This is a genomic window from Alphaproteobacteria bacterium (assembly GCA_030740435.1).
Taxonomy (GTDB): Bacteria; Pseudomonadota; Alphaproteobacteria; order UBA2966; family UBA2966.
Window position 1 is genome coordinate 1 of sequence record JASLXG010000179.1, and the last position, 22,585, is coordinate 22,585.

General features: G+C 65.2%; 23 protein-coding genes. 14 read left to right on the forward strand and 9 right to left on the reverse strand.

Features of this window, described 5'->3' with window-relative positions; all coding sequences use genetic code 11:
* The first annotated feature begins 73 nt into the window (after positions 1-73).
* On the forward strand, positions 74-1,105 hold the full coding sequence (locus tag QGG75_17310) for an IS110 family transposase (GenBank protein ID MDP6068988.1): 1,032 nt from the start codon (positions 74-76) through the stop codon (positions 1,103-1,105).
* Positions 1,106-1,503: 398 nt separating this feature from the next.
* Here the strand turns inward: QGG75_17310 and QGG75_17315 are convergent, their stop codons facing one another.
* Genes QGG75_17315 through QGG75_17335 form a run of 5 tightly spaced genes read right to left on the reverse strand, consistent with a single transcriptional unit; the run spans position 1,504 to position 5,929 of the window.
* Positions 1,504-1,761 carry a hypothetical protein gene (locus QGG75_17315; GenBank protein ID MDP6068989.1) on the reverse strand — a complete coding sequence of 86 codons (258 nt, stop codon included), beginning with the start codon at positions 1,759-1,761 and terminating at the stop codon, positions 1,504-1,506.
* Positions 1,758-2,585: an acyl-CoA dehydratase activase gene (locus QGG75_17320; GenBank protein ID MDP6068990.1), complete on the reverse strand. Its 828-nt coding sequence runs from the start codon at positions 2,583-2,585 to the stop codon at positions 1,758-1,760. The genes QGG75_17315 and QGG75_17320 overlap by 4 nt, the downstream gene beginning before the upstream one ends.
* A gap of 2 nt (positions 2,586-2,587) precedes the next feature.
* Positions 2,588-3,403 (reverse strand): acyl-CoA dehydratase activase, encoded by an 816-nt coding sequence (locus QGG75_17325; GenBank protein MDP6068991.1) that lies wholly within the window; start codon positions 3,401-3,403, stop codon positions 2,588-2,590.
* A 16-nt stretch (positions 3,404-3,419) separates the two neighbouring features.
* The gene (locus QGG75_17330; protein MDP6068992.1) at positions 3,420-4,592 is read right to left on the reverse strand and encodes a 2-hydroxyacyl-CoA dehydratase family protein; all 1,173 of its coding nucleotides are present in this window, start codon (positions 4,590-4,592) and stop codon (positions 3,420-3,422) included.
* Positions 4,593-4,594: 2 nt separating this feature from the next.
* On the reverse strand, positions 4,595-5,929 hold the full coding sequence (locus tag QGG75_17335; GenBank protein MDP6068993.1) for a 2-hydroxyacyl-CoA dehydratase family protein: 1,335 nt from the start codon (positions 5,927-5,929) through the stop codon (positions 4,595-4,597).
* A 160-nt stretch (positions 5,930-6,089) separates the two neighbouring features.
* Between QGG75_17335 and QGG75_17340 the strand changes: the two genes are divergently transcribed.
* Positions 6,090-6,518: a MarR family transcriptional regulator gene (locus QGG75_17340; GenBank protein MDP6068994.1), complete on the forward strand. Its 429-nt coding sequence runs from the start codon at positions 6,090-6,092 to the stop codon at positions 6,516-6,518.
* A 14-nt stretch (positions 6,519-6,532) separates the two neighbouring features.
* Here QGG75_17340 and QGG75_17345 read toward each other — a convergent pair whose 3' ends face one another.
* Positions 6,533-6,997, reverse strand: a complete 465-nt coding sequence (locus QGG75_17345; GenBank protein ID MDP6068995.1) for an Hpt domain-containing protein — start codon at positions 6,995-6,997, stop codon at positions 6,533-6,535.
* Between the two features lie 235 nt (positions 6,998-7,232).
* On the opposite strand from QGG75_17345, the gene QGG75_17350 reads away from it, so the two are divergent.
* From QGG75_17350 to QGG75_17375, 6 genes are all read left to right on the forward strand, one after another.
* Positions 7,233-8,858, forward strand: coding sequence for an ABC transporter substrate-binding protein (locus QGG75_17350; GenBank protein ID MDP6068996.1), 1,626 nt, complete (start codon positions 7,233-7,235; stop codon positions 8,856-8,858).
* Positions 8,859-8,962: 104 nt separating this feature from the next.
* Positions 8,963-9,949 (forward strand): ABC transporter permease, encoded by a 987-nt coding sequence (locus tag QGG75_17355; GenBank protein ID MDP6068997.1) that lies wholly within the window; start codon positions 8,963-8,965, stop codon positions 9,947-9,949.
* Positions 9,950-9,953: 4 nt separating this feature from the next.
* Complete coding sequence (locus QGG75_17360; protein ID MDP6068998.1) at positions 9,954-10,886, forward strand: ABC transporter permease; 933 nt, start codon at positions 9,954-9,956, stop codon at positions 10,884-10,886.
* 2 nt (positions 10,887-10,888) lie between these two features.
* Positions 10,889-11,875, forward strand: coding sequence for an ABC transporter ATP-binding protein (locus tag QGG75_17365; protein MDP6068999.1), 987 nt, complete (start codon positions 10,889-10,891; stop codon positions 11,873-11,875).
* Positions 11,868-12,905 carry an ATP-binding cassette domain-containing protein gene (locus QGG75_17370; GenBank protein MDP6069000.1) on the forward strand — a complete coding sequence of 346 codons (1,038 nt, stop codon included), beginning with the start codon at positions 11,868-11,870 and terminating at the stop codon, positions 12,903-12,905. Before QGG75_17365 ends, QGG75_17370 begins: the two co-directional genes overlap by 8 nt.
* Positions 12,906-12,918: 13 nt before the next feature.
* A complete protein-coding gene (locus QGG75_17375; protein ID MDP6069001.1) occupies positions 12,919-14,118 on the forward strand; it encodes an amidohydrolase family protein in 1,200 nt (399 codons plus the stop codon).
* A gap of 19 nt (positions 14,119-14,137) precedes the next feature.
* Here QGG75_17375 and QGG75_17380 read toward each other — a convergent pair whose 3' ends face one another.
* Positions 14,138-14,926: a hypothetical protein gene (locus QGG75_17380; GenBank protein ID MDP6069002.1), complete on the reverse strand. Its 789-nt coding sequence runs from the start codon at positions 14,924-14,926 to the stop codon at positions 14,138-14,140.
* Positions 14,927-15,152: 226 nt separating this feature from the next.
* On the opposite strand from QGG75_17380, the gene QGG75_17385 reads away from it, so the two are divergent.
* The 6 genes from QGG75_17385 to QGG75_17410 all read left to right on the forward strand — a co-directional run bounded on the left by QGG75_17385 (position 15,153) and on the right by QGG75_17410 (position 18,951).
* Complete coding sequence (locus QGG75_17385; protein ID MDP6069003.1) at positions 15,153-15,341, forward strand: hypothetical protein; 189 nt, start codon at positions 15,153-15,155, stop codon at positions 15,339-15,341.
* Between the two features lie 223 nt (positions 15,342-15,564).
* Positions 15,565-15,816, forward strand: a complete 252-nt coding sequence (locus QGG75_17390) for a hypothetical protein (GenBank protein ID MDP6069004.1) — start codon at positions 15,565-15,567, stop codon at positions 15,814-15,816.
* Between the two features lie 87 nt (positions 15,817-15,903).
* On the forward strand, positions 15,904-16,833 hold the full coding sequence (locus QGG75_17395) for a hypothetical protein (protein MDP6069005.1): 930 nt from the start codon (positions 15,904-15,906) through the stop codon (positions 16,831-16,833).
* On the forward strand, positions 16,830-17,768 hold the full coding sequence (locus QGG75_17400) for a 2-hydroxyacid dehydrogenase (protein ID MDP6069006.1): 939 nt from the start codon (positions 16,830-16,832) through the stop codon (positions 17,766-17,768). The genes QGG75_17395 and QGG75_17400 overlap by 4 nt, the downstream gene beginning before the upstream one ends.
* Positions 17,769-17,776: 8 nt before the next feature.
* Positions 17,777-18,127 (forward strand): hypothetical protein, encoded by a 351-nt coding sequence (locus QGG75_17405; GenBank protein ID MDP6069007.1) that lies wholly within the window; start codon positions 17,777-17,779, stop codon positions 18,125-18,127.
* Between the two features lie 374 nt (positions 18,128-18,501).
* A complete protein-coding gene (locus QGG75_17410) occupies positions 18,502-18,951 on the forward strand; it encodes a transcriptional regulator (GenBank protein ID MDP6069008.1) in 450 nt (149 codons plus the stop codon).
* Positions 18,952-18,960: 9 nt separating this feature from the next.
* On the opposite strand, the gene QGG75_17415 is transcribed toward QGG75_17410, so the two are convergent.
* Positions 18,961-20,433 carry an indolepyruvate oxidoreductase subunit beta family protein gene (locus QGG75_17415; protein MDP6069009.1) on the reverse strand — a complete coding sequence of 491 codons (1,473 nt, stop codon included), beginning with the start codon at positions 20,431-20,433 and terminating at the stop codon, positions 18,961-18,963.
* Entirely contained in the window at positions 20,430-22,568 is a 2,139-nt protein-coding gene (locus tag QGG75_17420; GenBank protein ID MDP6069010.1) for an indolepyruvate ferredoxin oxidoreductase subunit alpha, read from the reverse strand. Before QGG75_17420 ends, QGG75_17415 begins: the two co-directional genes overlap by 4 nt.
* Positions 22,569-22,585: the final 17 nt, after the last annotated feature.

Here is a 22,585-nt window from a genome sequence, read left to right on the forward strand (position 1 = left end):
GGACGGCTCCCGCCATCGGCATCACGATGTGCCAAAGTGCAGTTGCTGTTAACCGCCAGGAGGGAGCCGTCCTATGACCGAAGTTACCACGATCGGAGTTGATCTCGCGAAGAACGTTTTTCAGATCCATGGCGTCGATGCGTCGGGCCAGCCGGTGATCCGCCGCCAGTTGAAGCGCAGCCAGGTCTTGCCGTTCTTCAAGAAGCAACCGCCCTGCCTGGTCGGCATGGAAGCCTGCGCCAGTGGCCATCACTGGGCCCGCGAGGTCTCCAAGTTGGGGCACGAGGTGCGTCTGATGCCAGCGCGTTACGTGAAGCCCTACGTCAAGCGCAACAAGAACGACGCGGCGGACGCGGAAGTGATCTGCGAGGCGGTGACAAGGCCGACCATGCGGTTCGTGCCCATCAAGACTCAGGAACAGCAGAGCGGGCTGATGCAGCACCGGACGCGCAAGCTGTTCGTGCGCCAGCGCACCGCGTTGATCAACGCCATGCGAGCCCATCTGGCCGAGTTCGGCATCGTTGCCGGGGTCGGTCGCAATGGGGTCGAGAAGCTGGTGCGCCTGATTGACAAGGGTGATGACGAGCGTGTGCCGTCAGCGGCGCGAGAGTGCCTGCTGGCGCTGCGTGATCAGCTCGAGGCGATCAAGTTCAGGATCCACGAGTTAGACCTGCGTATCCTGGCCTGGCATCGCTCGAGCGAACTCAGTCTGCGCCTCGGCGATATCCCCGGGGTCGGCCCGTTGATCGCCACCGCTCTCATTGCCAGCATACCCGATCCCCATGCCTTCAGATCGGGCCGCGACGTGTCCGCCTGGATCGGTCTTGTGCCGAAGCAGAACTCGACCGGCGGCAAGGAGCGCTTGGGTCACATCTCGAAGGCCGGCGACCGCTATCTGCGATCACTGCTGATGATCGGCGCCTTCTCTCTGATCAAACGCGCCAAGCAGGCAGGCAGCACGCCGCGACCGTGGCTTGCGGCGCTGCTGGCACGGCGACCGACGAAGGTCGCAGCCATCGCGCTGGCCAACAAGATCGCCCGCATCGCCTGGGCCATGATGGTCCGCGGCACACGATACAGCGAACCTGCAGTTCGGGCCGCTTGAGATCTGCGCGGGCCAGGCTCGCGCACCCGAGGTTGGAAAGGGCAACGGACAGATAATGCACCCAGCCGGTCGATCCGGAGATCGGGACACCCCACCTTAGCCATTGCAGCATCGAGACTGCGTGCTTTTGACCGGGACCCGATCTGCGGAGAGCATTGTGGCCAGCGGCCATGTGAAAGTGCCGCATCAACAGGCCGAACACATGGCAGCACCGACCAGCACTGCATCAACGTCCAAAAAATCCCTTGCCAACAGGGAGCCGTCCACACATGGCTATTCGCGACGGTCTGGCCCAGTCTCCGTCACCACCGCTCTTACCCAGCAAGCTGACCTCCCGACCCTCTTCTCGGTTCGCCAATTGGCGGCAGCGGCGGAGGTGATTCGGAGCCTGGGGTTCTTTACCCGCCCGCCTTACGCACGTAAACCGCGCTAAACGTCGCCACCGTGTCCTTGCAGCCGTCGCAGGCGTCGCACAAGAGGTCGGTGTTGACCGGCACCAGACGCACCTCGAAGCCGAGCTCGTGGTAGGTGTCGACCATGTCGCGGGCCTTGGTGGCATCGGTGTTGCAGCGCCACTCCCAGCCCTCGTCGACCAGGCCCTGCTCGGGCGGCAGGTTGCAGCCGTCGAAGCCCGATTGCGTATTGAGGTCGCTCATGCCGCGGCCCGGCCCTCGTCCGGTTTCTGCTGGGCCAGCTTGTTCAGCCGGATGTGGCCCAATATGGCGCAGCCCAGCGCCGCCACGTACTGCGGCATGTCGTCGTCGGCGACGTTGACCTCGGTCTTGATCAGCTCCTCGATGGCCTTGACCAGGCTACCCCAGCGCAAGATGCCGCCGACCAGGGTGACCTCGCTCTCGATCTTGATGCGCTTCAAGAGCTGCACCGAACGCTGGGTCAGCGACATGCCGGCGCCCAACATGATGTCCTCGGGCGGCACGCTGTTGGAAAGGTGGTTGATGACCTCGGATTCGGCAAACACCGTGCAGACGCCGGAGATCGGCACGGCCTCGTTGGCGCGCTCCAAAAGATCGCCGATGTCTTCGGTCTCGTAGCCCATGTAGCGCACGGTCTTTTCCAGGAACATGCCGGTGCCCGAGGCGCACTTGTCGTTGAGGCGGAAGGTGCGCACCTTGCGGCTCTCGTCGACGCGGCTGGCCTTCATGGTCTGGCCGCCGATGTCGAGCACGGTACGGGTGCCGGGAAACAAAAACGCCGAACCCCGGGCCGTGGCCGTCAGGTCGGTGACCTGCAGGTCGGTGTCGTCGTACTGGTGGCGGCCGTAGCCGGTGGCGATGGCGTAATCGAGGTCGGCCCGGCCGAGCCCGGCCAGCTTGGCCGCCTCGCCGCTGGTCTGGGCCGCCGCCTCCTGCAGTTTCGATCCCGTGGGCTGCATGTAGCGGGCGACGATTTGGTGGTCCCCGTCCAGCACCACGGCTTTGGTGTAGGTCGAGCCGATGTCCAGTCCGATGGTATGGGCCATGGTCAGGCTACCTCCTTCTCGAGCTTGCGGGGCTCGCCGGCCTTGACGCTGTCGAGCGCGTAGAGCGCCGCCCCCAGCGCCCCCATGTAGTGCGATTCCCCGCTGACGTTGAGGCTGCGCTCGAGCTTTTCCTCCATCGCCTTGATCATGCCGACGTTGAGCGCCACGCCGCCCGAGAAGGTGATCTCGTCCTCGATGCCGACGCGGCGCAAGAGCCCGAAGGAGCGCGCCGCGATGGACTGGTGCACGCCCCAGAGGATGTCCTCGATTTTCTTGCCCTTGCCCAGCCAGCTCAGCACCTCGGCCTCGGCGAAGACGGTGCAGGTGGTGCTGATTCGCACCGGCTTTTCCGAATTAAGCGCCGTCGGCCCGAGGTCGTCGAGCGGGATCTCGAGGGCGTCGGAAGCGGCGCCCAGGAAACGCCCGGTGCCGGCGGCGCACTTGTCGTTCATGCAGAAATCGACGATCTCGCCGTTGGGCTGGATGCGGATGGCCTTCGAGTCCTGGCCGCCCATGTCGAGCACCGTCTTGGTGCCCGGGAACATGTGGGCGGCGCCGCGGCCGTGGCACGAGATCTCGGTCACCTGGCGGTCGCCGAAGGTCACCTTGTAGCGTCCGTAGCCGGTGCCGATGACGTAGCCCACGTCTGCGTCCTCGGCGATCGATTCGGCCAGCGCCAGCTGGTATGCCACTTCCGCCGCCTTGGTCACGTCGGCGCCGGTTTCGATCAACGAGCGCCCGACGATGGTGCCGTCGTCGTCGACGATCACCGCCTTGGTTTGCGTCGATCCGACGTCGACGCCGCCTGCATGGCTCATGCCGTTCTCCTCGTTCCTAGTCGAACAGGATGTTTTCGACGAAGGTCTCCAACTGGATGGCGAGATGGTCGAAGGTGTTCTGGTTTTCCTCGAACTCGCTGATGAAGTAGGGGATCTCGTGCTCGTCGAGCTCCTTGGAATAGGCCACCTGTTCATCGAGGCCGGGCTCGCACATCTTGGCGGCGGCCAGGATCACGGCCTCGGCGTCGGCGCCCCGGACGCGCTCCAGCAGCATCTTTTCCTTGGGCTTGCGCAGGTCGTGCTGCACCGGGCTGTAGGATGAATTCTCGATATAGGCATGCGCCAGGTTGTCCCAGGGATCGCCGGCGGTGGGCACAGGGTCGAGGATGAAGCGCAGCCCGATGTAAAGGTCGTCGTCGACCACGTAGCAGGACCGCGACACGGTCTGCAAAAGATCAAACGGCGGCACCTCGCAGAAGCCGCCCTCGAAGACCACGCGCATCTTGTCCTGCTGCTTGGCCGGGCGTTCCTTGACCAGGCCGAGCACCGTCTTCAGCAATTCGTTGAACTCTTCCCGCGGCAGGATGCCGGCCAGTGCCGTCAGCGCCATGGCCTCATCCGAGGCGATCAGCCAGGGCCGTTCGCGGCGAAGCGCATAGAGCTCGGCGAACAGTTCTCGGGTCTTGTTATAAAGCTCTATCGAGGCCCGTAGCGCCTCGTCGCTGATGGGCTGGCCGGTGAGCTCGCTGATGTCGCGGCCCAGGCGGGCATATTCGTTGCGCAGGTATTCCTGGGAATGCCGCGAGTTGGGGTTCTGCGGCAGATAAAGGATCTGGCACTTGTAATCGAAATTGCGCCCCCAGACGCCGCCCAGGTTGCGCGCCGCGTCGCAGATCGGGTGGGTGACGAAGAGGTCGAGCTCGATGTTGCCGCTAAGGGCTATGTCGAGCGAGGTCTTGATGACCGAGCAGAGGTAGGAACCGAAGTGCGATTCGGCCTCCATGCCGTCGGTCTGGGCGCCGCGCATCTTGACCGGCAAGAGGCCGGCGGCGTGGGCGATCTCTTCCGGGAAATAGACCTGGAAGTGGCCGATCACCTTGCCGCCCTGTTGGCGCCAGGCCTTGACGGTGGGGTATTCGGGATCTTCGGCCAGCTCGCGGCAAAGCTGGAAAATGCGCTCCAGCGATTTGCCTTGCCATTCCCTGAAGTAGTGGCCGTTGGCTGCCATGTTCAGGCCGCTCCTCGTTGTTCGCGCGCCACCAGGCCCTCGAAGAAGGCGTCGACGCGGTTGCGCATCTGGGCCTCGGAGACCACACGCGGGTCCATCATGTCGGATTCCATGAACAGCGTCGCCAGGCCCATGTCCTCGGCCGCATGGTGGCGCCTATCCGCCATGCCTGTGGAGACCGTGCGGCAGCTCTTGATGGGATGATAGACGATGCCGTCGAGATTGTATTCGGAATCCACGGTCTCGATGTCCCGGGACTGATGGAACATGGCATCCATGGCCTCGCGCACCGAAATCAGCGTGCCCTCGGCCAGGGCGTCGATGGGATCCTCGAGGTCGTAGACGTGGCCCAGATCCGCACCGCCGGCGGCAAACGACATGTAGGTCGAGTTGACGAAGACGCCGCCCTGGTTGGCGAAGAGGTCGTTGAAACGGCGGAAGATGGGATAGCAGGGGACGCCGATGAAGCCCAGGCGGTAGCGCTGCTCGAGCACCACTTCCCGGTCGTCCACGCGGCCCAGCACGCCGATGCCGTTCTGCGCCCGGTAGGCCATCTCCTCGACCAGTTCCTGGAAGTAGCGGCTGCCCTCCTCGCTGCCCCGGAAGCAGTTGGCCATGCCGAGATAGATGGTGCCGTCGGTCAGTGCGTTGAAGACGGCCGGCGAGTTCTTGTTGATCTCCAGGGCGCGGCTGTAGGCAACACTGAGGTCGTTGGCCCAGGCCATGTGCTCACGGAACTTGTCGATGTCGAACTTCTTGCCGGTGATCTTTTCGCAGATCGCGATGAGTTCCTTGATCTGGCCCGCCACGTAGCGCTTTTCGTATTCGAAGTCCTCGTCGCCGGGCTGGCTCTGGTCGCCCCAGGTGCGGGTGCCGGGAATGTCGATGACGACGGTGGGCGTGTCGTAGAAGCGTTCCCAGATCTCGGCCCATTTGATGTAGGTGTTGCAGGCGTTGGTCAGCACCGCGATCGAGGGCTTGGGGATGGTGCCCATGGGGTGCTCGCCGCCGCGCAACTGCATGGCCACGTCGGCCTTGACGTAGCCGCAGATGTCGGGCGAGTAGCCATAATCCTCGGCTTCGTTGAGGTAGGTGTCCGAGGTGCGGCGGATGGCCGTTTGCAGGGCGTTGACCTCGGGGAAGACCACCGGCATGTCGAAGCTCTTGAGGATCTCGTTCATGCTGCCCATGACGAAGACGTAGGCCGCCCCGCCCTGATCGCCGGCCACCCCGGTGAGCTCGCCGAACCAGTCGCGAAAGAGGCGCGCGCCGTCGCGGGCGCCGCGGCCGACCAGGTCCTTGTCCCAGGTCTCGGGCGTGTTCTGCAAATTCGTCATGGTGCGGAAATCCCCTGCCGGCGCAAATATGCAAATGCATATATAATCCCTAAAAAACATGAGGGCATGAACTTGTCAACGGAAACATGCATTTTCATATTCTCCGAAATCGGGTAATTGAGGGATCGGCGCTGAATTCCCCGGGGGGCAGGGAGAAGGCATGGCGGAGACGTTTCGCGAGGGGCTGGTATCCTATCTTTTGGCGCGGGCCAGCTTTGCCGTCAGCGGGCCCTTCGCGGCGGCGCTGAAGGAACACCGCATCACCCAGCGGCAATGGCGCATTCTGGGCACGCTGTGGGACAGCGAGGGCATGCGGCTCGGCGAATTGGCCGCTGCCGTGATGTGCGAACAATCGACGGCCACCCGGCTGGTCGACCGCCTGGTGGCCGATGGCTTGGTCGACAAGCGCCCCGCCAGCGATGACCGGCGCAAGGTGCAACTAGTGCTGACGCCCAAGGGGCGGGCAGAAACCCGGCAGCTGGTGGCTCTTTCGGATGAATTGGAGCGGGACTTCGCGGCCAGCTACGGCGAACAGAATACCGAGGCCTTGAAGGCCGAACTCAGGGACCTGATCGGGCGCTATTCCTGAAGGGGGCTCGCGCCTTAATCTTCCTCGAATTCCGCCAAGCCCGCCAGCAGGTCCTGGCCGCGGGGCTCGGCGGCCTCGCGAACGCCTTCGCGGAGAGCCGTTTCCATGACCTCGAGGTGGGCCTGGACGGCGGCCCGGTCGGCCCGGCCAAGCTCGGCGCGGTCTCTCAGCAGATGCTGTAGCGCATTGCCGATCTCACTCATCAAGGGCCAGCCGAAGATGCTGCCCTGGCCGGCCAATTCGTGGGCCAGGCGGGCCAACCCGGCGATCTCGCCCCGGCTTTGCTCGGCCCGTGGCGGCAGCGCATCAAAGGCCTGGCGTAGCGCCGCGAGTTGCTCTCCGGCCTCGACCAGATAGCTCTCGCCAAGCTTTGCCACGGCGGCTTCGGCGCGCTGCCTGGCGGCGGCCTCAATGCCGCCGCCGGGCGCCGTGGAATCGCTATCGTTCGGGTCTTTTTCGTTCATCTGGGGAGCGCTCATAAAGCCAGCCGGCAATCTTCCGCCCTTCCAGGCGGCGGTGCAAGCGCCCGGCCGCCCGCAGACTTGCCGAGAAGGCTATTGACTCGCCTCCCGCCAGACACGAACATCGCCTCAACAACGGGCGGGTGGCCACTTTCGGACCTGCCGCCCGCGTTCATTTGGGAAACTTTCGGCCCCATGTGGACACGCTTGCCGGCGCGCAAGACCGGCCTCACACGGAGGGAGACATCGAGACATGCGTGTGAAATTTTTACTCTCGGCGCTGGCCGTCGCGGCCGTGGCCGTTCTGCCGGCGCAAGCCAAGGAACTCAAGTTCGCCTTTCAAGGCACCTTGAATTCGCTTGACCCCTATAATCTCAACGAGACCTTTCACCTGGGCTTCCAGGGCAACATCTACGAGGGCCTGGTTCGCCGTGGCGGCGACCTCAAGATCGAGCCTGCCCTGGCCACCAGTTGGGAGGTCATGGAGCCCACGCGCTGGCGCTTTCATTTGCGCAAGGCCGTCAAGTTCCACGACGGCTCGGCCTTCACGGCCGATGACGTGATCTTTTCGGCCGATCGCTCGCGGGCCGAAGGGTCTGACGTGAAAACCCGCATCGCCGCCGATACCAAAGTGGTCAAGGTCGACGACTACACCGTCGATTTCGTCACCTCCAAGCCCAACCCGATCATCTTTTTCGAGTGGGGCACCTGGTACATCATGTCCAAGTCCTGGGCCGAGAAGAACAAGGCCGTCAAGCCGCAGGCCATGAGCGGGGACGAGGAAAACTACGCCACCCGCCATGCCAACGGCACCGGCCCCTTCATGTTGGTGAGCCACCAATCGGGCGTCAAGACGGTGGCCGAGGTCAATCCCAATTGGTGGGACAACGCCAACAAGGAACACAACCTCACCAAGGTCACCTTCACGCCGATCAGCTCCGACGCCACGCGGGTGGCGGCGCTGTTGTCGGGTAATGTGGACATGGCCTATCCGGTGCCGGTGCAGGACCAGAAGCGGGTCGATGCCAACAGCGGCACCCGCATGCTGGTGGGACCGGAGCTGCGTACCATCTTCCTGGGCTTCGATCAGCACTCGGACGAGCTTTTGTACTCCAACGTCAAGGGCAAGAACCCCTTCAAGGACAAGCGCGTGCGCGAGGCTTTCTTCCGGGCCATCGACATCAACGCCATCAAGAAAAAGGTCATGCGGGGGCTTTCCGATCCTTCGGCCCTGATGATCTCGCCGGCGCTTACGGCGGCGCCCAAGGGACATTACAAACGCCGCTCCTTTGATCTGGCCAAGGCCAAGAAGCTGCTGGCCGATGCCGGCTATCCCAATGGCTTCGAGACCGCCATGGACTGCCCCAACGACCGCTACGTCAACGACGAAGCGATCTGCCAGGCCGTCGTCTCGATGCTGGCCAAGGCCGGCGTCAAGGTGGCCCTCAATGCCCAGCCCAAGGCCAAGTACTTCCCCAAGGTGCTGGCACCCAACTTGGACGTCAGCTTCTACCTGCTGGGCTGGACGCCGGGTAGTTTCGATTCCTGGAACGTGCTGGCCAACATCCACGGCTGCCCGCGCATGGACGACAACTCGCCGGTCTGGAACAAGCCTGATCGCGGCAAGATCAGCAATGGCAAGTTCAACATCGGCGGCTACTGCAACCCCAAGGTTGATGCCCTGACGTCCAAGATCCTCAGTGAGACCGACCAGGACAAACGCAACGAGATGATCATGCAGGCCTGGACCATGACCATCGACGATGTGGCCTACATCCCGCTGCATCAGCAGGCCTTGGCCTGGGGCGTCAAGGACAGCGTCAACTTGGCGCAACGCCAGGACAACCAGTTCGCCTGGCGTCACGTGATGGTGAAGTAGTCACCAGGCTTTGAGCGTCACTACCACCCGGACCCCGGTATCATCCCGGGGTTCGGGTTTCCTTTTGTCGCCAGGTTTTGATTTGAGAGGGGGCTGACAGCGGCATGCTGGCGCTCATCATCCGGCGTTTCATCCAGTCCATCGTCGTCATGCTGGTGGTGGCACTGATCGCCTTCACGCTGTTTCGCTACGTTGGCGATCCGGTGGCCATGATGGTGGGCCAGGAAACCTCGCTGATCGAACGCGCCGAAATGCGCGACCGCTTGGGCCTCAACGATCCGGTGCCGGTGCAGTTCGCCACCTTCGTGCTCAACACGCTCCAGGGCAAATTCGGCATTTCCTTCCAGATCGGCCGGCCGGTGGCCGAGCTGCTCGCCGAACGCCTGCCAGCGACGCTCGAGCTAAGCTTCGTGGCGGCGCTGTTTTCGCTGTTTGCCGGCATTCCCATGGGTGTCTACACGGCGCTCTTTCCCGAACGCTGGCTGAGCAATATCTTGCTTACCGTTTCCCTGCTCGGCATTGCGCTGCCGACCTTCCTGATCGGCATTCTGCTGATCTTGCTGTTCGGTGTGGTGCTGGGCTGGTTACCGACTTTCGGCCGTGGCGAGGTGGTGCAACTGGGCTGGTGGTCGACCGGCTTTTTGTCGGCCAGCGGCTGGCAGTCGATCATCATGCCGGCCTTCACGCTGGGCATGTTCCAGCTCACCCTGATCATGCGCCTGGTGCGCTCCGAGATGCTGGAGGTGCTGCGCACCGACTACATAAAGTTCGCCCGAGCCCGTGGCCTGACCAATCGGGCCGTCCATTTCGGCCATGCCCTGAAGAACACGCTGGTGCCGGTAATGACCATCACCGGGCTGCAACTGGGCTCGATCATCGCCTTCGCCATCATCACCGAGACGGTCTTCCAGTGGCCCGGCATGGGGCTTTTGTTCATCCAGGCCATCCAGTTCGTCGACATTCCCATCATGTCGGCCTATCTGGTGCTGATCGCCTTCTTTTTCGTCGTCATCAACCTGATCGTCGATATTCTTTACCATGTCGTCGATCCGCGGCTGCGGCTCGAGACGCCGGCCGCCCACGGCGGCTGAGACGATGAATGTGTCCGCCCGCCTGAGGGACAATATCGAGCGCTTCTTCGACAGCGACATCTATTTCAGCTTCCGCTCGTCCAAGGTCACCATGATCGCCGGCGCCGTCACCGCGGCGATGCTGTTCGGCGCGCTGTTTGCTTCCTGGCTGTCACCGCAGAACCCCTTCGATCCGGCGGCGCTGGACCTGATGGACGCCTTCACGCCGCCGGTCTGGTACGAGGAGGGAAACTGGACCTACATGCTGGGCACCGACGACCAGGGCCGCGACATGCTGTCGGCGCTGCTCTACGGCTCACGGGTGTCGCTGCTGGTGGGCTTTGCCTCGATCGTCTTTGCGATGGTCCTGGGCATCGGGCTGGGGCTGGTTTCGGGCTATATCGGCGGCACCACCGACGCCATCATCATGCGCGTCGCCGACGTCCAGATCAGCTTTCCCGCCATCCTCATAGCCCTGCTGGTCGACGGCGTACTGCGCGGCCTCTTGCCCCGCAACCAGCATGACGAACTGGCGGTCTACGTGCTGGTGTTCTCCATCGGCATCAGCTATTGGGTGCATTTCGCCCGCACCGTGCGGGGCACCACCATGGTCGAGAAGAACAAGGAATACGTCCAGGCGGCGCGCGTCATCGGCGTGCATCCCTGGCTGATCATGCTGCGCCACGTGCTGCCCAACGTCATGGGCCCGGTGCTGGTCATCGCCACGGTGGGCTTGGCCGTCTCGGTGCTGCTCGAGGCCACGCTCTCGTTCCTCGGCGTCGGCGTACCGCCCACTGAGCCCTCGCTGGGCACCCTGGTGCGCATCGGCAACGATTTTCTGTTCTCCGGCGAATGGTGGATCGTCATCTTCCCCGGCGTCGTGCTGGCGACGCTGGTGCTGGCCGTCAATCTGCTGGGCGACTGGCTGCGCGACGCCTTGAACCCAAGGCTGCGCTAGAGATGTCCGAGGCTCTCCTCAGCATCGAAAACCTGCGCGTCGAATTTCCCACCCGGCGCGGGACCCTGGTGGCCGTCGATGGCGTCTCGCTGCACATCGATCCCGGCGAGATCCTGGGCGTGGTGGGCGAGTCGGGGGCCGGCAAGTCGATGACCGGCAATGCCGTGATCGGTCTGCTGGAGCCGCCCGGACGGGTGGCCGGTGGCAGCATTCGGCTGGCTGGCGAGCGCATTGACGATTTGCCCTACGAGAAGATGCGCCGGATCCGCGGCCGCCACATCGGTGCCATCTTCCAGGACCCGTTGACCAGCCTCAATCCGCTCTACACCGTCAGCCGCCAGCTCGTCGAAACCATCACCACGCATCTGGACGTCAGCGACAAGGAAGCCCGCGACCAGGCGCTCTCGCTGCTCGAAGAAGTCGGCATTCCCAGCGCCGCCGAGCGCATCGACCACTACCCCCACCAGTTCTCCGGTGGCATGCGTCAGCGCGTGGTCATCGCGCTCGCGCTCTGCGCCAATCCCCGGCTGATCATCGCCGACGAGCCGACCACGGCGCTCGACGTCTCGATTCAGGCCCAGATCATCGCGCTGCTGAAACGGCTGTGCCAGGAACACGGCACCGCCGTCATGCTGGTTACCCACGACATGGGCGTGATCGCCGAGGCGGCCGACCGGGTGGCCGTGATGTACGCCGGCCGTTTGGTCGAGGTCGGCGCCGTGCGCGAGGTCGTGAAAAACGCCCGCCACCCCTACACCCGGGGCCTGATGGGCTCGATCCCTGCCATCGGCCACGACGTCGAACGGCTGACCCAGATCGACGGCGCCATGCCGCGGCTGACCCAGATCCCGCCCGGCTGCGCCTTCAATCCGCGTTGCTCCGAGGCGCAGGAGCGCTGCCGAAGCGAGCGTCCCGAGCTGGTGCCGGTGGAAGCCTCGCAGGTCTCGTGCTGGCTGTTTGCCGAAACCGGAGCAACCGTCGATGCCTGAGGCGCCAATCCTGCAGGTCAGCGGCCTGGCACGCTATTTCGACGTCTCGCCACCGCTGCTGAACCGCCTCATCGAGGGCCGCGGGTGCCAGGTCGTCAAGGCTGTCGACGGCGTCGATTTCGAAATCCGCAAGGGCCGCACCTTCTCGCTAGTCGGTGAATCGGGCTGCGGCAAGTCGACCGTGGCCCGCCTCATCGTCGGGCTCTACCAACCGACCCAGGGCCGCATCACCTTCGAGGGCGCCGATCTGGGCGCCATCGCCCGGGCCAAGGAGCTGGCGGCCGTGCGCAGCCGCATGCAGATGATCTTCCAGGACCCCTTCGCCTCGCTCAATCCACGCTGGCGGGTGGCCGACATCGTGGCCGAGCCGATCCGCCACCGCCGCCTGCTCAGTGGCCAGCGCGCCATCAGCGGCCGCGTCGGCGAACTCTTGTTGCAGGTCGGGCTCGCGACCGAGGACGGCGAAAAGTACCCGCACGAATTTTCCGGCGGCCAGCGCCAGCGCATCTCCATCGCCCGGGCGCTGGCCGGCGATCCCGATTTCCTGGTCTGCGACGAGCCGACCTCGGCGCTCGACGTCTCGGTGCAGGCCCAGATCCTTAATCTCATGAAGGATCTGCAACGCCAGTTCGACCTCACCTATCTCTTTATCAGCCACGATCTGGCGGTGGTCTACCATATCTCCGACGAGGTCGGCGTGATGTACCTGGGAAGGCTTTGCGAATGGGCCGACACGAGTACGCTCTTTGGCCGGCCGCAACACCCCTATACGCGCTTTCTGCTCGACGCCATTCCCGACCTCGACATGACCGGCCGCCAGCGCATTCCGGTGGCCGGCGAGGTGCCGAGCCCGATCAATCCGCCGTCGGGCTGCGCCTTTCACCCGCGCTGCCCCTTCGCCGACCAGCGCTGCCGCAGCCAACGGCCCGAGGCGCTGCCCTCGGGCCAGGCCATGGTGGCCTGCCATGGCGTGGAGGAGGGCAGGCTGCCCGAGGATCACAGGGCGGCACCGGATCAGCCATTAGTCTAAGGGAGTAACATAGATGTCGACACTTTTTGCCGGGGGCTTGGTTTTCGACGGCAGCGGAACGCTTCTCGATGACCACGGGGTGATGATCGCCGAGGGCCGGGTGCAGCGCCTGGCGCCGCTGGCGGAATTCGAGGGCTTCGCCGGTGAACGCGTCGACACCACGGGCGCCACTTTGATGCCCGGGCTTTTCGATTGCCACGTCCACCTCTGCTTTGGCGGCGAGCCCGATCCCTTCAAGACCCTGACCGAGCTCTCCGACGGCGCCGTCGCGCTAAAGGTTCTGGATAACGCCCAGAAGGCCTTGCGCGGCGGGGTCACGGCGTTGCGCGACTGCGGCGGCAAGGATTACCTCGAGTTCGCCGCCCGCGACGCCTGCAACGCCGGCACCTTCGCCGGCCCCACCATCCGCGCCTCGGGCCGCGTGATTTGCATGACCGGTGGCCACGGCAACCGCATCGGCCGCGTCGCCGACGGCGTCGACGAGGTGGTCAAGGCGGCGCGCGAGCAGATCCACGCCGGCTGCGACCTGGTCAAGATCATGGCCACCGGCGGCGTCATGACGCCCGGCGTCAACCCCGAGGACGCCCACTACAGCGCCGAGGAAATGGCTGCCGGTATCAGTGAGGCCCAGCGCTTCCACAAACCCACGGCAACCCACGCCCAGGGCCGCGACGGCATCCTCAATGCCGTGCGCGGCGGCATCAGCTCGGTCGAGCACGGCATCTACCTGGACGAGCGCTGTGTCGAGGAAATGGTCGAGCGCGGCACCTACCTGGTGGCGACGCTGGGGGCGATCAACAATATTCTCGTCAATACCGACCAGGGCATCCCCGACTACGCCATCGAAAAATCCCAACGGGTGGCGGAAATCCACCGCCAGGCCATCCGGCTGTTCTACAAGGCCGGCGGCAAGCTGGCGGCCGGCACCGATGCCGGCACGCCCTTCAACCTGCACGGCGACAACGCCCGCGAGCTGGGTTACCTGGTCGACGTCGGCGTCTCGCCCAGCGACGCCCTGGTGGCTGCCACCGGCAATGCGGCTGCCCTCAACCGCATCGAAGACGAAGGCCGCATCGCCGAGGGCAACCGTGCCGATCTGCTGCTGGTCGCTGGCAACCCGGTGGCCGACATCCAGGCGGCTGCCGACAAGGCCAACCACCGCGCCGTGATCAAGCGCGGCAACGTCGTCGCCGGCAGCCTGGACGCCCAGTAACCGCGGCCACGGGCCGTTTTCAATTCGCGTCCGGCTTCCAGCCGCTTCTGGCCCGGAAGGCCAGCGAGAGGATCGAGACCAGGATCGCCGTAAACAGGAACGAGGTCACGAGCTGCACGAAGGGCAGCAGTGCCAATAGGGCCGGCAACTCGCCGAGCTCGATGACCAGGGCCCGGAGCAACTGATCCACGACACCCAGCGGAATGGCGCCCAGCATGGTGGCGGCGAAGATGCGCCAGCCCGAGCCGCTGGTCTCGGCCCAGGCCGTCTCCAGACCGCCCGTTCTGTCCACCGAGATCGAGGGCAGGATGAAAGAGAATCGCACGCTGCAAAAGAAGCCGCCGGCGAAGATCGCCAGCATGACCAGGCCGACCCCGGCCATGGCGCCGGCCTGCACGGTCCAGTGGCTCTTCTGCAATAGCGGCGGCACGATGAAAAGCGGCAGGAAAGCCACCACGAAAGGCAGCGCCAACAAAAGCGCGTAGAAGAAGAACCGAGCCTCCCGGCGCCCAAATCGGAATCCCAGCCAGCGCCGGTCCTGGGGCCGGCCCAGCAGCACGTAACGGTGCCAGGCGACGGCGAAGGCGATCCAGAAGAGCCAGCGCAGGGGCTGCTCGAGCAACAGCCTGACCAGGGTGTGGAGCTCGAGGCGGGCGGCCAGGCCATCGCCGGCCAGCAGCACCAGATAGCTCAGCCCCAGCGGCAGCGCCGCCAGGGCGGCAAAGGCCGTGATGTTGGCAAAGACCAGGCGGTAGGCCCGGCCGATGGTCGACCACACCGGTAGTTTGCCGCCTTCCCCTGTCGTCATCGCTGTGCCCGGATCCAGCCTCGTTGCCATGATGACACAAACGCCGGCAAATGATTCCGCCTGTGATCCGTCGGGAAAGCCTGGCGCTTCCGGGCAAGAATCGGATTCAATATATTTTTCAATGGGTTAAAACGCTACTCCCGAAATTTTTTCATCTGGCACACGGGTTGCGAGGGACCCTGACGAGGCGGCATGAGCCGGGCCTCAGCGCAACGGGAGAACACCGATGTACATGACTTTCGAGAACTACAACGAGTTTCGCGACCTTTTGGGTGCCGACGCCGACGACATCATGGGCAAGCAGAGCCGCCACGACCGTCATCTCGCCGCCGCCAGCAAGGAGCTGGAAACGCTGGGCGACGACCTCAGCCTGGATGAGCTCTGGGACGAGACCGAAGACTTCGCGGTCCACTAAACACCACTATCTTCAGCTTGCCGGGGGGGGGGGCCTCAGCGGCCACCCCGCGGCAGCTCTTTTGCGCGAATCGTTCAAGATCATCGCGCAATATATTGATCCCAAAAGAAAAAATTGACAATATCTGGTGCCTCAGTCAATATGTAGGAGCCTGATAGAGATTTATATACCAGATGGGGGTTTTCCTCAGGCACAGCCCCCCGCGGAGTGGGACGCAGGGATCATGCACGACAACGGCTTCCGTTCGATCGCCCGGGTCATCCTGGGCTTTTCCTTTCTGGCGCTGTGGGTGATCGCCAGCGCCGTATTCGCCGGTTTTTTCGAGGCCGTCTGCCAGGCCTGCCTGCCGGCGGAACTGAAGGCCATGCTGTTCGCAGTCGTCGGTTTGGCGGTGGCCGGCAGCGGCAGCTTGGTGATCTGGCACCGCCATCGCAACCTTTTCGAGGATCCCCAGGCCGGGCCACACCACCCTTGACCGTAAGATCTTGCCCGGTCTGGGCCTGACGGCGCCGGGGCGCGAGGTCGGCCGTGACCGGATTGGAAATGCGGGCTAGGTTCGGCCATGCTGCTGCGCCCGCTTGCTTTCCTTGGCCGCCATGCCACCACGGCCATGGCGCTTTGCCTGTTGATCGGCATCGTGGCCCAGCCCCTGGCGGCTCTGCTCAGGCCGACGTTGACGCCGGCGGTGGCGGCGCTGTTGCTGTTCACCATGATCCGCATCGAATGGCGCGACGTGCTGGGCTATCGCCACCGCCCCTTCCTGGTGCTGGGCCTGCTGGGCTGGATGCTGGTGCTGTCGCCGCTGCTGGCGGCCGGATTGCTGGCGTTCTTGCCCTTGGGCCCAGGGCTGACGACGGCACTCATTCTGATGGCGGCTTCGTGTTCGTTGTCGTCTACCCCGGCTCTGGCACTGATGCTGGGGCTCGACGCCGCACTCGGGCTTGTCGTCATGGTGGGGGGGACGCTGTTGCTGCCGTTCACGCTGCCGCTGGTGGCCGTCGAACTGCTGGGCCTCGACGTGGCGGTCGACGCTTTCGGGCTCTGGCTCAGGCTGGCCGGGCTGATCGGCGGCGGTGCCGTGGCCGCCGTCGCCATCCGCCGCATCGTCGGCCGCCGGCGCTTGGCCGAGCACGGCCAAGTGGTCGACGGGCTTATCGTGCTGGCGCTCATTGTCTTCGCCATCGCCATCGTCGACGGCCTGACGCCACGCCTGCTGGCCGATCCGGCCTTTATCCTGGGCCTGGCGGGGCTCACCTTCGCCGTCAGTTTCGTTCACCTGGCGGCCGGCACGCTGGCTTTCGCCTGGGCCGGCTGGCAACAGGCGCTGACCTGCGGCTACGTGCTCGGCAACCGCAATCTCGGCGTGCTGCTGGCCGTGCTGCCGGCCGGGGCGCATCCCGACATCTTCCTCTATTTCGTCGTCGGCCAGTTGCCGATCTATCTCTGGCCGGCCATTCTGGCACCCGTCTATCGGAGGCTTTTGCAAAAATGAAGATCACCATCGATTATCGCCTGGCGCCCGAGCTGGAAAGCCGCCTGGTGGCGCTCGGCGACCAGGGCCTCGAGGTGCGGGCCGGGCGCACGGACGCCGAGCTGGCGGCTCTGGCCCCCGACACCGAGGTTCTCTGGCACGTGCTCAAGCCTGTGACGGCCGAATTCATTGCCGCCGCGAGCGGCTTGAAACTGATCCAGAAATTCGGCATCGGCGTCAACACCATCGACCTCGAGGCGGCCGGGGCGCGCTCGATTCCGGTTTGCAACATGCCCGGCAGCAACAGCCGCGCCGTGGCCGAATTGGCGCTGGGCCTGATGATCGCCGTGCTGCGCCGGATCGTGCGCTTCGACGGCGCCATGCGCCGTGGCGCCGGCTGGGATTCGATTCCCGAGCTGCAGGCCGGGGCCGGCGAGATCGGCGGCCGCACGGTGGGGTTGCTGGGCTACGGCGCCGTGGCGGCCGTTCTCGCCCCTGTGCTGGCGGCGCTGGGCGCCCGGGTCATCTACCATGACATTGTAGAGCCGCCCGAGGCGGCGGCCGAGCGGGTGGAGCTGGACGAGCTTTTGGCCCGGTCCGACATTCTTTCGCTGCACATCCCGCTGACGCCCGAGAGCGACGGCCTGATCGATGCCCGGGCGCTCTCGCTCATGAAACCGGGCGCGCTACTGATCAACACGGCGCGCGGCGAACTGGTGGATCAGGCGGCGTTGCTGGCGGCGCTCAGCGAAGGCCGCCTGGCCGGTGCCGGCCTCGACGTCTTCGCCGCCGAGCCCATAGCCGACGACAATCCGCTGCTGGGCCTGGAAAACGTTGTGCTGACGCCTCACGTGGCCTGGCTCACCGGCGAGACCTTCGGCCGCAGCCTGGAAGTGGCGATCGAGAACGGCCGCCGCCTGGTGGCCGGCGAGGCGTTGCTCAACCGCGTGGTCTGAGGGACGGCATGAGCACCGCCGCGGCAAAACCCCTGGTTCGGTTCCTGGACGACTTGCGCCAAGCGGGCGGGCTTCGGGGCGTCGACGTCGCCAACATTGCCGGCGTTTCCAGGGCCACAGCGTCGTGCTGGGCGAAGGGGCAGAAAACGCCAAATCCCCCTACCCAACTGGTGCTTTCCCGCTTGCACTACGTGGTAATGTGCTTGCGCGAATACTACGATCCAGGAGAGATCCGCGCCTGGCTCTACGCCCGCCATCCGCAGTTGCAAGGCGAACGCGCCGTCAATTTCATCCGTGGCGATCGTTCGCATGAGGTGCTCGCAATCCTCGACCGGCTCGACGCCGAGGTTTATCTCTGAAGCTGTCGGTCCACCTCGCGGCGAGTGCCTTGGAATCCGGGGTCGCTATTCGAGGTCGGGGTGGAATTTTCCCAGCGTGGCACCATGCCGCCCGTCGGCGGGGACCATCTTTTTCTCGACATGATGTATCATCATGATACAGATACGCGATGTGCCCCCATGCGCCTGAACCGTGGACGCCGGCCCACGCCACCACCAGGATTCGTGAAAAGATCGGGCCTGATCTGAAGCTTGGCTGGACCCGGCAGGCCGAGGAGCGAATGGCCGGCCTTCGTCGCGGTCGTCATCCCGTCGGCGGCGAACAATATCAAGGTGGTCACTGTGATGTGGCAGGACGAGGACCGGCGGTCCGGTTGAGAGGCGAGGTGGAATCCATGGCAGACTATCGCTACACGGAATGTGGGCTGGACAACGTCACCATCCGAAACATGGAGGTTCCGCTCGATGCGGGCGGCGAAGAGGTCTATTCGATTGCCAACATCCTTGGGCTGCACAAGGTCATCGCGCACAGCATCATCAGCGGCGCGCAAGGCATGGGCCCCAAGGAACTTCGTTTCCTGCGCACCGAAATGGGCCTGACGCAAGGTGAACTTGGCGGCATCGTGAAAAAGGAACACCTGACAGTGGGGCGCTGGGAGCGCGGCGAACACCCCATAGACGAAAACGCCGAGGTGGTCATCCGCCTGGTTGCCGCCGAGAAGCTTGGGCTCGACCTTGAGCTGACGGCTGAGGAGATGGCAGCAAGATGCGTGCCCAAGGCGGAATACAAGAGAATTCTTATCGACGGATCCAATCCGGCTCAATACCGTCCGCTGGCCGCCTAAGAACCTGCTTCAGCTCACAGCCAGCGCCGCCGCGATGGCGCCTTCGACCGCGGCTGCAGCGCCGCGGCCCTCGCCGGCCGCCAAGCGCGGTGCCACGTGGGCCTCGAGAATGCCGTCGAAGTTGCGCCGGCCGCGGCGGTAGGTCTCGCCGTAGCCCTTGTGCAGCCTGGCCGTTTCGGCCACCTGCAGGGCGAAATCGGCATCCAAGGCGGCGGCCCGGGTGACGGTCGCGAGCCAGGCCTCGATGCGGGTCTGTTCGTCCCCGAATCGGAAGCTTCGCGGCCGCCACCAGCGCAAGCCGCCAAGCAATCTCAGCAGCACGAACCCGCTGACGCTGGAGGTCGGGATGTGGAGGCCGATGTTGAAGGATTCGAGCCGGCCGGTACGCTCGGCCCAGGCCAACAGCGGCCGGGCGATGGCGGTGGGCAGCAACGAACAAAGTTCCTCGAGGCCGGGTTTGAGGTAATCGACGATGCGCAAGGGCTGGCCGGGCTTGGCGCCGACCTCGGTCCGCACCCGGCGCAGGCGTTCGCTCCGGGTCTTGAGGTCGGCCACGCGGATGACGTCCTGGTAGGACATCCAGGCGGCCAGGTGGCGGGCGACGCTCCGGCTGGTGGCGAGGTCGGGGCTCTGGTCGGCGGCCAACACACCGTCGAGGCGGTCGAGGTAGCGCCCGGCATAGGCGGCGTTCTGGTAATCGGCAAGCCGCGCCACCGCCTCGCCGACGAGTTCGTGAAGCTCGGCCGGACAAGTCTCGCGCAGGCGCTTTTCCAGGGCTGGCAGGTTGGCCGGCGGTGTCGCCGGTGGTGGCGCCGCAGGTTCGGCCATCTGGGGCTCCGGCGTGCCGGCCCGGGCGATATCGAAGCCCGCCGCGAAGCCCTCGAGGTTGGCGGCCACGGCGATGCCGGTCTCGGCCACCGCGGCCTCGTAGGCCTGGCGCGAAAGTGGCAGGACGCCCGAACCGGCGATGGCGCCCAGCAGCACGGCGTTGATGATGCTGCCACTCTCGCGGGCCAGCGCCGCCAGGTCGGCCAGGATGCGCTGGCGGGCCAGTACACGAGCCGCTTCCAGCACGCGTCCGGCCTCGAAACGGCCGTCACCGAGCGCCGCTTTCTCGGTCACCGAATAGACCCGGTGGGTCGAGGCGATCAGCGTCGTGCGGTCCGGGCTGACGAAACCGTTCTGCAGCGCCCGGCCGGCCTCCATCAACTCCGAGGCCACCATCAGGTCGATGCCGCCGGGGCTGGGCACGAGCGTCAGGATCGGCTCCCGGCCGGCCAGTTCGGCCCGTGTCGTGGGGAAGATTTCGATGTAATAGGTGGTCGCTCCGGTGCGCTGGGCGACGCCGGGGATGGCCGTGCGCTGCACTGGAAAGCCCTCGGACTGGGCCGCCCCCACCAGCCAGTCGGCCAGCACCCCGCCACCCTCGCCGCCCAGCGCCGCCACCAGGACGGAGAGCGGACGCTCCGGCAAGGCGCTCATGCCGGCGCTCCGCCGGGCCTGGCCAGCCAGCCGATCAGGCGCCCGCGCAGGGCCGCCACGAAGCGGTCCCAGAGGTTCGGGTTCTGCACGATCTCGGCCCGGTAGAACGATGGGCAGAGGATGGCGGCATGGGCCACCTCGCCACAAAGGCCGCAGCCGACGCAGCCTTGGTCGACACTGGCCACCGGGTCGGGCCTCAGCGGATCCGAGCTCGGCTTGATGGTCAGCGAGGGGCAGCCCGAAAGCCGGATGCAGGAATGATCGCCGGTGCATACCGTGTCATCGATGCCGAAGCGCTCCCGCACCAGGCGCCGGCCGGCTTCCAGTCGGGCGCGGTCGGCGGGCTTCTTGCGCCGCTGCAGGGCCAGCATGCATTCGCCATCGGCAACGATCACCTTGAGGCCGGGATCGCTGGTGGTCATGGCTTGGCGCAGCGTCCGCACCATGGCCGCCACGTCGTAGGTGCGCACTTGGCGCAGCCATTTGACGCCGACGCCACGCAGCGCGCTCGGGATATCCATGCCGCTGGGCTCGTCGCGGGCGTTCTTGCCGCTGCTCGGGATGTACTGGGCGCCGGTGGCCGAGGTGTAGCCGTTCTGGAAGATCAGCAACACCGAATCGTCGCGGTTGAAGACGGCTTTGGCGATGCCGCTGGTCAGGCCGTTGTGCCAAAAGCCGCCGTCGCCCATGGCGCTGATCACGCGTTTGCCGAAAGCCGGCGCCACGCCGCCCGAGGCGGCCAAGCCCAAACCGTAGCCCAGGACGGTGTTGCCCATGTTGAAGGGCGGCAGCGTCGAGAACGTGTGGCAGCCGATGTCAGAGGAAAGGTGCACCGGGCCGGTTTCCTTCTCCAGGATCTTCATGGCGCTGAATACCGGCCGTTCGGGGCAACCGACGCAGAAGCCGGGTGGGCGCAACGGCACCGGCTGGCCGAGAATTTCGGCCGCCCGGTTCTTGTGTGCCAGCAGGGCCTGGGCCCGCGCCGCCACCTCCGTCACCTCGATGCCGGCGGGCCGGCTGGCGGCAATGAATTCGGCCAGGCCCGCCAGCACCACTTCGGCCGTGTATTCGCCGGCCATGGGCAGCACGTCCTTGCCAAAGACGCGGGCTTCCAGGCCGGCTTTGCGCAAGAACACGTTGGCCGCCTGCTCGATGAAATCAGGCTGGCCTTCCTCGATCACCAGCACCGCCTTCTTGTCCCGGCAAAAGGCCGTGAATTCCTCGGCCACCAGCGGATAGGTGACGTTGAGGACGTAGACCGGCAGGCGCGCCTGGCCGAAGGCGTCGGCCAGGCCGAGCTGGGCCAATCCACGCGCCACGGCGTTGTAATGGCCGCCCTGGACGATGATGCCGACGTCTTGGCCGTCGCCGTCAAAAACCTCGTTGAGTTCGTGCCGGCGGATGAAGTCCAAGGCCGCCGGCAGCCGCACCTCGACCTTGTGCTTCTCCTGGGCGTAGGTCGAGGGCGGCAGACAGATGCGTCCGAAGTCGAAGTCGGGCTTCTCCAGCACTTGTTTTCGCGAGAACTCGGGGGCCCGGTTGCTTTGGCATTGGAATTGGCCCCAGACGTGGCAGGCGCGGATGCGCAGCTCCAGCATGACCGGCGTATTGCTGGCTTCCGAAAGCTCGAAGCCCCGTTCCACCATCTTGACGATGGTGGCGAGCTCCGGCCTGGGATCCAGCAGCCAGATTTGCGACTTCATGGCGAAGGCGTGGCTGCGTTCCTGGATGATGGAGGCGCCTTCGCCGTAGTCCTCGCCGATGATGATCAGGGCGCCGCCCTTGACGCCGGCGGAGGAGAGGTTGGAAAGCGCATCCGAGGCGACGTTGGTGCCCACCACCGACTTCCAGGTGACGGCGCCGCGCAGCGGGTAGTTGATCGAGGCGCCCAAGAGCGCCGCGGCGCCGGCCTCGTTGGCCGAGGCCTCGAAATGGATGCCGAGCTCGTCGAGGATGTCCTGGGCGTCGGCCAGCACGTCCATGAGGTGGGAAATCGGAGCCCCCTGGTAGCCGCCGACGTAGCTCACCCCCGATTGCAACAACGCCTTGGTCACCGCCAGGATGCCTTCGCCGTGGAAGGTGCTGTTGGCCCCCAGGCGCAGAAGTTCGACTTCCTTTTTGAATGAACGTTCCATGATTGATTGGGTGCTTT